This is a genomic window from Microbacterium sp. K41 (assembly GCF_004794395.1).
Taxonomy (GTDB): domain Bacteria; phylum Actinomycetota; class Actinomycetes; order Actinomycetales; family Microbacteriaceae; genus Microbacterium; species Microbacterium sufflavum.
The window spans coordinates 1-11232 of record NZ_SSDO01000483.1 but is presented as its reverse complement, the minus strand read 5'-3'; the positions used below and the strand labels follow the sequence as shown (position 1 = coordinate 11232).

General features: G+C 70.9%; 14 protein-coding genes. 6 read left to right on the top strand and 8 right to left on the bottom strand.

Features of this window, described 5'->3' with window-relative positions; all coding sequences use genetic code 11:
• The coding region (locus tag DW309_RS16090) for a metallophosphoesterase family protein (protein ID WP_136045932.1) at positions 1–818 on the bottom strand (818 nt) is incomplete at its 3' end.
• A 110-nt stretch (positions 819–928) separates the two neighbouring features.
• On the bottom strand, positions 929–1237 hold the full coding sequence (locus tag DW309_RS16085) for a GNAT family N-acetyltransferase (protein ID WP_136030613.1): 309 nt from the start codon (positions 1235–1237) through the stop codon (positions 929–931).
• Positions 1238–1567: 330 nt separating this feature from the next.
• Between DW309_RS16085 and DW309_RS16080 the strand changes: the two genes are divergently transcribed.
• The 3 genes from DW309_RS16080 to DW309_RS16070 all read left to right on the top strand — a co-directional run bounded on the left by DW309_RS16080 (position 1568) and on the right by DW309_RS16070 (position 3583).
• Positions 1568–2275 carry a winged helix-turn-helix domain-containing protein gene (locus DW309_RS16080; protein ID WP_136030611.1) on the top strand — a complete coding sequence of 236 codons (708 nt, stop codon included), beginning with the start codon at positions 1568–1570 and terminating at the stop codon, positions 2273–2275.
• 100 nt (positions 2276–2375) lie between these two features.
• Positions 2376–3335 carry a DNA-3-methyladenine glycosylase family protein gene (locus DW309_RS16075; RefSeq protein ID WP_136045931.1) on the top strand — a complete coding sequence of 320 codons (960 nt, stop codon included), beginning with the start codon at positions 2376–2378 and terminating at the stop codon, positions 3333–3335.
• 50 nt (positions 3336–3385) lie between these two features.
• Positions 3386–3583, top strand: a complete 198-nt coding sequence (locus DW309_RS16070) for a hypothetical protein (protein WP_136030607.1) — start codon at positions 3386–3388, stop codon at positions 3581–3583.
• Here the strand turns inward: DW309_RS16070 and DW309_RS16065 are convergent.
• The 4 genes from DW309_RS16065 to DW309_RS16050 are packed head-to-tail and all read right to left on the bottom strand — an operon-like array spanning position 3580 to position 7399.
• The gene (locus DW309_RS16065) at positions 3580–4335 is read right to left on the bottom strand and encodes an iron ABC transporter ATP-binding protein (RefSeq protein WP_136030605.1); all 756 of its coding nucleotides are present in this window, start codon (positions 4333–4335) and stop codon (positions 3580–3582) included. The genes DW309_RS16070 and DW309_RS16065 overlap by 4 nt on opposite strands.
• Complete coding sequence (locus tag DW309_RS16060; protein ID WP_136030602.1) at positions 4332–5375, bottom strand: iron chelate uptake ABC transporter family permease subunit; 1044 nt, start codon at positions 5373–5375, stop codon at positions 4332–4334. Before DW309_RS16060 ends, DW309_RS16065 begins: the two co-directional genes overlap by 4 nt.
• Complete coding sequence (locus tag DW309_RS16055) at positions 5368–6354, bottom strand: iron chelate uptake ABC transporter family permease subunit (protein ID WP_136036048.1); 987 nt, start codon at positions 6352–6354, stop codon at positions 5368–5370. Before DW309_RS16055 ends, DW309_RS16060 begins: the two co-directional genes overlap by 8 nt.
• 49 nt (positions 6355–6403) lie before the next feature.
• Positions 6404–7399 carry a siderophore ABC transporter substrate-binding protein gene (locus DW309_RS16050; protein ID WP_136045930.1) on the bottom strand — a complete coding sequence of 332 codons (996 nt, stop codon included), beginning with the start codon at positions 7397–7399 and terminating at the stop codon, positions 6404–6406.
• Between the two features lie 105 nt (positions 7400–7504).
• On the opposite strand from DW309_RS16050, the gene DW309_RS16045 reads away from it, so the two are divergent.
• The 3 genes from DW309_RS16045 to DW309_RS16035 all read left to right on the top strand — a co-directional run bounded on the left by DW309_RS16045 (position 7505) and on the right by DW309_RS16035 (position 9157).
• Entirely contained in the window at positions 7505–8272 is a 768-nt protein-coding gene (locus tag DW309_RS16045) for a siderophore-interacting protein (RefSeq protein WP_136045929.1), read from the top strand.
• Between the two features lie 31 nt (positions 8273–8303).
• Positions 8304–8705 carry a VOC family protein gene (locus DW309_RS16040; protein WP_136030594.1) on the top strand — a complete coding sequence of 134 codons (402 nt, stop codon included), beginning with the start codon at positions 8304–8306 and terminating at the stop codon, positions 8703–8705.
• A 140-nt stretch (positions 8706–8845) separates the two neighbouring features.
• Positions 8846–9157 (top strand): hypothetical protein, encoded by a 312-nt coding sequence (locus DW309_RS16035; RefSeq protein ID WP_136045928.1) that lies wholly within the window; start codon positions 8846–8848, stop codon positions 9155–9157.
• 38 nt (positions 9158–9195) lie between these two features.
• On the opposite strand, the gene DW309_RS16030 is transcribed toward DW309_RS16035, so the two are convergent.
• Positions 9196–10659: an MFS transporter gene (locus DW309_RS16030; RefSeq protein WP_136045927.1), complete on the bottom strand. Its 1464-nt coding sequence runs from the start codon at positions 10657–10659 to the stop codon at positions 9196–9198.
• 55 nt (positions 10660–10714) lie between these two features.
• Positions 10715–11232 (bottom strand): M20/M25/M40 family metallo-hydrolase (locus tag DW309_RS16025; RefSeq protein WP_136045926.1); only part of this gene is annotated, 518 nt, incomplete at its 5' end.

The following is an 11232-nucleotide window of genomic DNA, read 5'->3' as shown; positions in this document are numbered from 1 at the left end:
CCCCCCCCCCCCGCCCCCCCCCGCCACTCGACCCGGGCGAGCCCGTCGGCGTCGAGGTCCACGAGCCAGGACCCTCGGGGCTTGTGCTGCTCGCCGAAGCTGTAGTGCAGGGGCGCTCCGGCGTACCGCACGCGCTCGCTCACCTGCTGCCGCCCGTGGATGTGGCCGAGCGCCACATAGTCGGGACCGTCGAACACGCTCAGCGGCACGACATCGAGGCCGCCCTGGCGCACCTCGCGCTCCAGGCCCTCGGTGGGCTCGACACCCGCGGCGAAGCAGTGGGCGATCGCGACGGAGCGCCCGTCGTGCTCCTGCATCCCCGCGCGGACGAGATGCATCGCATGGGCCATGGTCTGTGCCTGCGTGCGCAGCTGCCGCCCGTCGGCGTCACCCTCCGGCCAGTGCTGCCGCACGATGGCGGGCTCGAGGTACGGGATGCCGAAGAAGTGCACGGGGCCGTGGTCGTCGGCGATCGTGACGGGCCGCCCGATCGCGAGCGGATCGGTCAGCACATGGATGCCGTCGCGCAGCAGCCGCGACTGGAAGCCGAGTCGCGCCGCCGAGTCGTGGTTGCCGCTGGTCACGATGACCCGCGCGCCCGTGGCGTGCAGCGCCACCAGCGCGTCACCGAGGAGCGTGTACGCCGCGGCGGACGGCGTCGCCGAATCGAAGACGTCGCCCGCGACGACCACGACGTCGACCCCCTCCTGCTCGACCTGAACGGTCAGGGCGGCGAGCACCTCGGCGAGCGCCTCCAGCGTGGAGTTGCCGTGGAAGGTCCGGCCGATGTGCCAGTCCGAGGTGTGCAGGATCCGCATACTCACACCGTACGAACGACCTCCGACATTCGGTCTGAGGCCCGCCGCGGGCAGCCGAGCCGGCCGGAGGAAGCACGACCGTGCACGTAACACGGCGTCATACTCGCGCCTCAGCGGCGGCGGAGGACTCCGGCTCGCTCGGGGTGCGCGGCGAACCACTCCGCCACGTACCAGCAGACCGCGTCGACCGTGCGGTCGCCCCGCTCCTCGATGTCGGCGACCGCCCCGTCGACCACGATTCCCGCGTAGCCATGGCCGCGGAAAGTCGGCACGGTGAAGGCGCGGGTCAGGGCGATCGTGTGGCCGTCGTCGCGATAGTCCAGCACGCTGACCAGCTTCCCGTCGCGCGTGAGCGTATACCGCGATGCGTCCTTCTCGTCGGTCAGGATGAAGCCGCCGACGGTGTGCGAGATCGTCATCCGTGCCACGTTACGCCCCTCCGCCACGCCCGGGCGTTTTGACATGCGTCGTCACGATCGGACATAATCCCCCCATGACCACCAACGCACGCCCTTTGTCCGCCCAGGAGGCGAACGGGACTGCCGGGATGATGATGCCCGGTCGCGTTGGCATGTGTTGCCGAATGTGTCGCTGAACGAACAGCCACCCCGCCTGACCTGACTCCTCGCCATCTGCGGGAGCAGCGTCTCGAGCATCCACCCTTGCTCGCTTCCCGGCTCCGCCGGTCATTCATGCAACGCATCCGAGCCCCCGTCGCTTCGGGCTCACGTCTTGAGGACTCCATCATCATGTCGAACTCCGCCCTTCTCGAGCGTCCCGCCACCACCGCCCCCGTCCGCACCGTCCACCCCGGCAGCGACTCCGCCGCCACCGCCGGTGCCGACCTCCCCGCCGTCCGCTCTCCGCGCGGCTTCGCCCTCTACGTCGGCCTCGACGAGATCAAGGCAGCGGAAGCCGGCGTCAGCCTCCCGCTCCTCGTCGACGCCCTCCGCCGCACCCTCGCCGAGCTCGCACCCGGCGCCGAGACGCACGCGACCGTCGCCCTCGCCCCGCACGGCTCGGGTGGCCGCGACCTGGACGTCGTCCGGCTCGCCCTGCAGGAGCCCGGCGCGATCGCCAGGACCAAGGCCGCAGCCGAAGAGGAGACGGTGCCGGAGGAGACCGGGGTCACCGTCGACATCTCCCGCAAGCGCGTCCTGATCGACGGCGAGTCCGCCGCCTTCACGTACAAGGAGTTCGAGCTACTGCAGTACCTCGTGCTCCGCGAGGGCCGCACGATCGAGCGCAGCGAGCTGGTCTCCGCCCTGTGGCAGGCGCAGGACGACGAGGCCCCCGGCGAGCGCACGATCGACGTGCACGTGCGGCGGCTGCGGGCCAAGCTCGGCCGCTACGAGGACATCGTCCGGACGGTCCGCGGCATCGGCTACCGGTTCGATCGCCACGCCGACGTCGTCATCCGCTACGGCCACGGCACCCCCTCGCCCGACCGCTTCTGAAAGCACGCCCGCGCGGCTTGGCCATCGTGCCGAGCACGGCCCCCGCGGGCCGCGGCGCACGCCGGGAGCCGATGTCAGGAGCGCCGCGTAGGGTGGGCGCATGACCCTCACCGCTCCGTCAGCGCCCCCTGCGGCCGTGCCGGCGGACCTGCGGCGGGAGACCACCTACCGTCCGCCGCATCCGCTCGACCTCCGCCGCACGGTGGGGATGCTGCGCCGCGGTGGCACCGACCCGACCACCGTGTTCGACCGTCACGTCATCTGGCGCGCGGTGCGCACTCCGCAGGGCCCGTCCACGCTCGCGCTGCGCATGGCGGGGAACGCCGTGACGGCGACCGCATGGGGTCCGGGCGCCGACCACGCCCTGTCCCTCGTCCCCGCGCTCTGCGGCGCGACCGACGACCCCACCGGGTTCGACCCGTCGCACCACCCCCTCGTCGCCGAAGCCGCCCGGCGCAACCCCGGCATCCGGCTCGCCCGCACCGACGAGGTGTTCGACGCGCTCGCCTGCGCGATCCTGGAGCAGAAGGTCACCTCGATGCAGGCGTTCGGCGCGTGGCGCTACCTGGTCTCGCGCTACGGCGACCGCGCACCCGGCCCCACCCCGCGCCCGATGGCCGTCGCGCCGACCGCCGAGCAGTGGCGGCGCATCCCGTCGTGGGCGTGGCACCGCGCGGGCGTCGAACCCCCGCAGTCCAAGACGATCGTGCGCGCCGCCGAACGCGGCGACCGCATCGCGCGGGCCGTGCAGGCGGCGGAGACAGGAGCGGACCGCGACCGCGTGCTCACGAGCCTGCCCGGCGTGGGCGTGTGGACCGCGGCCGAGACGAGGATCCGCGCGCTGGGCGACCCGGATGCGGTCAGCGTGGGCGACTACCATCTCGCGCACGAGGTCGGCCACGCCCTCGCGGGTCATCGCACGGACGACGCGGGGATGATCGAGCTGCTGGAGCCGTGGTCCGGCCACCGCCAGCGCGTGATCCGGCTCATCTTCGCGAGCGGCCTGGTCGAACCGCGACGCGGACCCCGGCTCGCCCCCGAGGACCACCGTCGCCGCTGAACCGCGATACGGCGGCACGCCCACGGGGCGCCGGGACGTATGCTGAGGCCATGTCCCGCGCCGCGCTCCGGATCACCGTCACCCTCGGCCTGCTGATCGTCGGCGTGGTCGTCGGTCTCATCTTCCAGAACGTGTGGCTCGGGGTGCTGCTTGCCGCGATCGTCTGGCTCGGGTGGTTCCTGGGCTACGAGTCGCGCCGCGGCCACAACGCCGGCGTGAACGACGAAGACCACGGCATCGAGCTCTAGTAGTACACCGCGAGGGGACCGGAGGGTCCCTCGACCACCCGCACCTCGGTGTCGAACACGCGGGTCAGCACGTCGTCGGTCATGATCTGCGCGGGCGGGCCGAACTCCACCACCCGCCCGTCCTTCATGGCGCAGATGTGGTCGGCGTAGTGACCGGCGAAGTTGATGTCGTGCAGCACGATGACGATCGTGCGCCCCAGCTCCTCGGCCGCCCGCCGCAGGTGCTTCATCATCTGCACCGCGTGCCGCATGTCGAGGTTGTTGAGGGGTTCATCGAGCAGCACGACCTCCGTGTCCTGCGCGAGCACCATCGCCACGTAGGCCCGCTGTCGCTGCCCTCCGGAGAGCTCGTCGAGGTAGCGCCCCTCCAGCGCGCCGAGGTCGAGGAAGTCGATCGCCTGGCTGATGACCTCCTCGTCGTGCCGGTTCAGGCGCCCCTGGGAGTGCGGGAAGCGCCCGAACCCGACGAGCTGGCGGACGGTGAGGCGCGTGACGAAGTGGTTCTCCTGCCGCAGGATCGACACCACCTTCGCCAGGTCCTTCGACTTCGTGGACGCCACATCCAGTCCGGCGATCTCGATGGCGCCGGCGTCCATGCCGTTGAGCCGACCGATCATCGTCAGCAGCGTGGACTTGCCCGCGCCGTTGGGTCCGATGAGGGCGGTGATGCCGCCCGCGGGGATGCGGAGGTCGACGGGTCCGATCGCGACCTCGCTGCTGTAGTCACGGCGCACGCCGTCGAGTGCGATCACAGTCTGCCCTTTCGGAGGATGACGAGGAGGAACACGGTGCCGCCGACGATCTCGATCAGGATCGACACCATGCCCTGCGCGTAGAACACGTTCTTCATCACGAAGTACGCCCCGGCGAGGATCGAGAACGCGGTGAGCACCGCGACCGGGAAGATCAGCCGATGGTCGTGCGAGTCGGCGAACTGGTAGGCGAGCGTCGCGACGAGGAACCCGAGGAACGTCATCGGACCGACCAGGGCGGTCGAGGTCGCCATGAGCACCGCGACCAGCGTCAGCACGAGGAACTGCTCGCGTCGGTGATCGATCCCGAGGGACCGGGCCGCGTCGGGACCGAGCGCGAGCACGTTGAGCCGACGCGACCGCGACCACAGCAGCAGCGAGGCTCCGGCGACCAGCGGGATCGCGAGGGGGAGGTACGCCGGGTCGGCGTTCGACACGTTGCCGAACAGGCGGGCCGCGAGCACGTCGAACTCGCTCGGCGTCAGCAACCGCTGCATGAACGTGGCGATCGCGCCCAGCCCTCCGCCGATCACGATGCCCACGAGCAGCATGATCTGGAGATTGCCGTAGCGCCCCGAGAGCAACCACCCGTAGAGGACCACGGCGAGACCCACCATGATCACGACCTGGAGGGCGAACTGTCCCGCCCCCTGGACGGCGACCAGCCCCGCGACGCCGAACAGGTACACGGTGGTGGTCTGCACCACGCGATAGAGCGACTCGAAGCCCATGATCGACGGCGTGATGATGCGGTTGTTCGTGACGGTCTGGAAGCTCACGGTCGCCACGGCCTGGGCCACGGCGACGACGGCCATCACGACCACGGCGGTCGCGCGGTGCTGGGCGATGCGCCAGAACCCCGGCGTGCCGACGGGCATCGGGTTGTCCCACGCCAGGAGCCCGAACGCGGATCCGGCGGCGATCACGGCGAGCACGACCAGCACCACGACGTAGCGGCGACGCGCGCGGGGCGTCGTGAAGGAACCGGCCGACCGGGTCGTCGCGTCGGGCCGGGACTCCGTCGCCGTCCGCTCAGCCACGACGACGCTGCCTCAGCAGGAGGAGCACGAACACGACCGCCCCGACGACCCCGAGGATCAGCGACACGGGCACCTCGAAGGGCATGATGATCGTGCGGCCGATGATGTCGCACACGGTGACGATCGCGATGCCCAGCAGGCAGACCCAGGGCAGGTTGCTGCGCAGGTCGTCGCCGCGCACCATCGACACGATGTTCGGCACGATCAGCCCGAGGAAGGGCAGGTTGCCGACGACGACCGTCACGACGCCGGTCGTGACGGCGATCAGCACGGTGCCGAGCAGGATCATCCGGTTGTAGTTCACCCCGACGTTCGTCGCGATCTCCTCCCCCAGTCCGGCGATGGTCAGCCGATCGGCGACGAGGAACACGATCACCCCGATGAGCGCGACGATCCACAGCATCTCGTACTGGCCGCGCATGACCGACGTGAAGCTGCCGGCGAACCACACGCCGATGATCTGCAGCGAGTTCGTGACGAGCGCGAGGTAGGTGGTGATCGCGCCGACGACCGCCCCCAGCATGATGCCGACGATGGGGACGATGAGCGAGGACTTGAGCGCCACCCGCCGCAGGAAGGCGAAGAAGACCATCGTGCCGACGAAGGCGGCCAGCACGGCCCCGGCCATGCGCAGCGGCAGGGACGGCTGCGGCACCAGCAGCATCACGGCGAGCAGGCCGAGGCCCGCCCATTCGGTCGTGCCGGTCGTCGTCGGCTCGACGAAGCGGTTCTGGGTGAGCAGCTGCATCACCAGGCCCGCCATCGCCATCGCGGCCCCGGCCAGCACGAGGGCGATCGTGCGGGGCACGCGGGTGATCTGGAACATCTGCGCGCCGTCGTCGGCACCGGCGATGTCGTAGACGCCGGTGACGAGCGAGAGCGCCAGGAGAACCGCGACGACGAGCACCCCGAGGAGCAGCTTCGGGTCGAACAGCCGCGCGGACGATCGCGGCGTCGGGGCGAGGAGAGGAGAGGTCATGGGGGATGCCGGTGGCGGCGCCCTGATCGCGGGCGCCGCCACCCGGCCCTTACTTGTCGGCGCTCTTCTCGAGCGCGTCGGCGAGGTCGTTCAGGAACGCGGTGTACGTCTGGATGCTCTCGTTCAGGTACGTGTCGGTGGGCATGTAGACGATCTGCTCGTCCTTCACCGCGGTGACGCCGGCGAGGGCCTCGGAGCTCTCCAGGATCTCGGCGGCCTGCACGTAGTCGGGCGTCTCCGCCGCGAACACCGCGTCGCGGTCGAGCACGAGGATCCAGTCGGGGTTCGAGGCCGCGATCGCCTCGACCGAGATCTCGTCGCCCTGGTGGTCATCGCTCGCGTCGTCGACCTCGAGGGCCGGCGTGAGGCCGAGGAGGTCGTAGATCGGGCCGAGCGAGCGGCCGACGGTCGGAGCGAGGTAGCCGATCTGGCCGCCCGAGGTGTTGACGGCCATGACGGTGTCGGCCTCGTCGTAGGCGGCCTTGGCCCGCTCGACCGCGGCGTCGAACTCGTCGACCAGCTTCTGCGCCTCGTCCTGCTTGCCGAAGATCTCGCCGAGCACGGTGGTCTGGCGCGTGAGTTCGGCGTCGAACGCTTCGCCGTCGCGCGGTTCGAGGTCGATGATCGTGGCGTCGGGCACGAGCTCGGCGATCGCGGCGTTGTGCTGCGTGAAGCGCTGACCGCTGATGATGAGATCGGGGTCGGCCGCGACGATCGCCTCCAGGTCGGGCTCGGTGTGCAGGCCGATGTCGACGATGCCGTCGTCCTTCGCGTACGACACGGTCTCGGGCATGAGGGAGACGGCGCCGGCGGAGAGCTCGATGCCCCAGTCGGACAGGGTCTGGAAGGTGCGGTTGTCGAGGGCGACGACCGAGGCGGGCGGGGTGGCGATCTCGTGTTCGCCCGTGTTGTCCTCGACGGTCACGGTGCCGGAGGCGGCGGCGGTCTCCTCGGGTTCGGCTTCGGTGCCGGTGGCGCAGCCGGAGAGCGCGAGCAGGCCGACCAGGGCGACGCTGGTGGCGGTGAGGGTTCTGGGCACGGACATGGAGAGACTCCTGTTCTGCGGGGTGGTCGCGCACTCGAGGGCGCCGGTCGGACGGAGCGGATCGCAGGGAACCATCCGTCGTGCTTTTTAGGTTAGCCTTACTTTATGAGCGATACGAAATCCGGCTTCACGATCGAGCGCCGCGGCCTCGAGCTGCGCTTCCGCACCGTCACCCTGACCGCGCGCGAGTGGCTCGCCCCGGACTTCGTGCGCGTGCGCCTCGCCGGGCCGGACCTCGCCGGATTCGACTCCCCCGGCGCCGATGACCACATGCGCCTGTTCTTCCCGGACGGCCCCGTGGAGTCGGTGGAGGAACTGCGCGCCGCGCCCAGCCGCGAGTACACGCCGCTCGCGTGGGGCGAGGACTGGCTCGACGTCGAGTTCGCGGTGCACGGCGACCAGGGCGTCGCCGCACCGTGGGCCGCCACCGCGCCCCTCGGCGCCGAGATCGGCGTCGGCGGTCCGCGCGGCGCCGCCGTCGTCACCGGCACCCCCGGCTCCTGGCTGCTCGTCGGCGACGAGACCGCGATCCCCGCGATCCGCCGTTTCGCCGCGCTGATCCCCGACGACGCCCCGGCCCGCATCGTGATCGAGACCGTAGCCGAGAGCGGCGAGCTCGACCTCGCCGCCCCGGTACCGGTGCAGTGGCTGCACCGCGGGGACGACCCGGCCGGCTCGGCGCTGATCGCGTTCCTGGAGTCGCTGTCGGGAGACGACATCGTCGGCACCGATCCGTTCGTGTTCATCGCGGCGGAGCAGTCGATCGTCAAGCCGGGTCGCGCGCTGCTCGACCGGTGGGGCGTCGACACCGCGAAGGCCGTCGTGAAGGGGTACTGGAAGCGGGGCGAAGCCGAGTATCACGCTCCCCACTGACACCGTCCGCGATCGCTGACAGACTGGGCCGATGGCACTCCTCGATCACCTGGGCATCACCGTCGGCGACCTCGAGCGGGGGCGGGCGCAGTTCCATCCCGTCCTGACCGCGCTCGGCTACGAGTCCGGCGGGGAGGACGACCACTCCATCTCGTGGCACAACGGCGACGAGACCGAGATCATCCTCTACACGTGGGACGAGGACTCGGAGCCGCACCGGCACGGACGCATCGGGTGGCAGCACCTCGCCTTCGCGATGCCGTCGCGCGCGGAGGTCGACCGCTTCCACGCGCTCGCGCTCGACGCCGGGTGGAGCGCGGTGCGGGAGCCCAAGGAGTATCCCCGCTACTCGGAGCGCTACTACGCCTCCTTCGTGGAGGACGCCGACGGCATCCGCGTCGAGTTCATGTACAACCCGCCGAAGGACGCCTGACCGCGCCGTCGCAGGACCACCCACTCTGCACCGATACGCGCCGAGCAGCCCGTCCCGCGGTTCTCGGAGACGTGGCCGGAGCCGGCACCAGGATGCTGGCAGGGTGGATCATCCGATGCGACGATGAGGAGATGGAATCGATGGATGCGGCACAGATCTGGACGATGATCGGCGCGTTCACCGCCCTGATGTGCGGCACCCTGACCGTGATGTCGACGATGTTCGTCCGCGTGCTCCGCAGCGAGGTCGGCGGGCTCCGCAACGAGATGAACGGCCGCTTCGATGCGGTCGACGCCCGCTTCGCGACGGTCGACGCCCGGTTCGACGCCGTTGACGCGCGCTTCGATGCCGTGCACACCCGCATCGACGCCGTGCACACCCGGATCGACGGTCTCGACCGCGACGTGCAGGCCTTGGTGAAGCGCACGTTCGGCCTCGACCGCGACGCCTGACGCGGCCGATCCGTCCGACCGCGCTGCTCGCCCGGCCGTCAGGCGACCGGTGCCGCCTCAGCCTCGACCGCGCGATCCGTGAACGCCTGCTTCGGCACGAACAGCAGGAGCACCGCAGCGGCGAGCGCGGTCGCCCCGCAGACGACCCACACCGTGACATACCCCGCGAGCGACCCCGCCGTCCCGTCGGCGACCGCGCCCGCACCACTCGCGACGCCGTGCAGGAGTGCGATGCCGAAGACGCACGAGGCGATCGCACCGCCCACGGTCTTCACGGAGTTGGTGAGCCCGGTCGCGACGCCCGTCTGCGTCGCCGGAGCCGCCGATGCCGCCGCGGCCGGCAGCGCCGCCACCAGCGCTCCGGAGCCGAGCCCCACCACGACCATGTTTGCGATCACCTGCCCATAGGCGTCGTGGAACGGCAGGAACAGCAGGAACCCGATGCCCACCAGCACCGACGCCCCGAGGAGCGTGATCCGCGGCGACGCCCGGCGCGCCACGACCGGGAACAGCAGCGCGCCCGCGATCATCGCGACCAGGTACACCCCGATGATCAGCGACGTCGCGAAGCCGGTCGTCCCCAGCCCGTAGCCGTACACCTCGGGGTCGGTGCGCGCGAAGGTCGACAGCGGCGCCTGCGCGCCCAGCACGCTCACCCCGAACAGTCCCGCCGTGAGGAACACGGGGCCGAGCGCCGGCGACCGGAACATGCGCACGTCGATCAGCGGGTCGTCGCAGCGCAGCTCCCACCGCACGAACGGCACGACCAGCAGAAGCCCCAGCGCCACGACCGCCCACGACCACGGGTTGCCGAGGCCGCCCTCGAGGCGCAGCAGGCTGAGCCCGCCCGTGAAGCACAGCAGCGCGAGGGAGATCAGCACCAGGCCGACCGTGTCGAACACGCCGCCGGTCGGCTCGGGCGACTCCCGCACGCCGAACAGGATCACGAAGAAGCACACCACGATCAGCACGGCGGGCACGAGCAGCACGACCGTCAGCGGGAGCGCGTCGATCAGCGCACCGCCGACGAGGGCGCCGATGATCGCCCCGCCCTCCAGGGCGGCGACCAGGAGGCCCGCCGCCTTCGCCGTGATCGACGAGCGTCCCTCCATGCGCCGTGACCGCGACCAGATCAGGGCGATCTCCAGCGGCAGCCACACCACGTAGAAGCCCATGAGCGACCAGGCGAGCAGGAACACCGCGATCGAGTCCGTGAACGGCAGCACGAGCGCGGCGGCCGCGGTCACAGCGGTCGAGATCAGCAGCATGCGCTTGTGGCCGAGCATGTCGCCGAGCTTCGCGAACGCCGGCACCACCAGTGCCGACAGCATCAGCTGCGACCCCTCCAGCCAGTTCACGTCGGCGTCGTGGATGCCCAGGTGGCGGGCGATGTCGCTGAGCATCGGCGTGTAGTACCCCTGGAGCACGCCGCTGGTGAACTCGACGAACGCGAGGAAGCCGACGACCACGGCGAGGGTGCCCAGGGTGCGGGTGCGCGTCATCGCGTCTCCTGCTTCGAGAGGTCGGGTGCCGGGGTGGATCCCGGAGGGGGTGAGATCACCCTAGTCGTTCGAGGAGGGAGCGATGGAACCGCTCCCCCCGCTCCAGCGCCGCGATCTCCACGCTCTCGTCGACGCCGTGGATCGATGCGCGCTGCGCATTCGACATGTCCAGCGGCGCGAAGCGGTACACGGCCGGGGCGAACCGGTGGAAGTGCCGGGAGTCGGTCGCCGCCATCATCACGTACGGCACGGCGGGGACGCCGGGGTGCGAGACCTCGAGCGCCGCGGCGAGCAGGGCGAACTGCGCGTTCTCGGTCGACGACTCCGGCGACGGCTCACTGGCCTCCACCACCTCCACGGAGACGAGCGGATCGCGCACCCGTCGACGCACGCGGTACACGGTCTGCTGCGTGGTCTCGCCGAGCGCGATGCGCAGGTTCACCGTGGCCGACGCCTGCGAGGGCAGCACGTTCGCGGCGGTGCCGCCCGACTGCATGGTGGGCGCGACCGTCGTGCGCACCAGCGCCGCGGGCTCGCCGCCCAGCGCCGCGAAGAGCCGCGCGGTGAGCGGTG

Coding starts and splice junctions, on each gene's coding strand:
- DW309_RS16040 (WP_136030594.1), top strand. CDS start 8,304: ATGGCACTCCTCGATCACCTGGGCATCACCGTCGGCGACCTCGAGCGG.
- DW309_RS16035 (WP_136045928.1), top strand. CDS start 8,846: ATGGATGCGGCACAGATCTGGACGATGATCGGCGCGTTCACCGCCCTG.
- DW309_RS16085 (WP_136030613.1), bottom strand. CDS start 1,237: ATGACGATCTCGCACACCGTCGGCGGCTTCATCCTGACCGACGAGAAG.
- DW309_RS16050 (WP_136045930.1), bottom strand. CDS start 7,399: ATGTCCGTGCCCAGAACCCTCACCGCCACCAGCGTCGCCCTGGTCGGC.
- DW309_RS16075 (WP_136045931.1), top strand. CDS start 2,376: ATGACCCTCACCGCTCCGTCAGCGCCCCCTGCGGCCGTGCCGGCGGAC.
- DW309_RS16055 (WP_136036048.1), bottom strand. CDS start 6,354: ATGACCTCTCCTCTCCTCGCCCCGACGCCGCGATCGTCCGCGCGGCTG.
- DW309_RS16070 (WP_136030607.1), top strand. CDS start 3,386: ATGTCCCGCGCCGCGCTCCGGATCACCGTCACCCTCGGCCTGCTGATC.
- DW309_RS16030 (WP_136045927.1), bottom strand. CDS start 10,659: ATGACGCGCACCCGCACCCTGGGCACCCTCGCCGTGGTCGTCGGCTTC.
- DW309_RS16045 (WP_136045929.1), top strand. CDS start 7,505: ATGAGCGATACGAAATCCGGCTTCACGATCGAGCGCCGCGGCCTCGAG.
- DW309_RS16080 (WP_136030611.1), top strand. CDS start 1,568: ATGTCGAACTCCGCCCTTCTCGAGCGTCCCGCCACCACCGCCCCCGTC.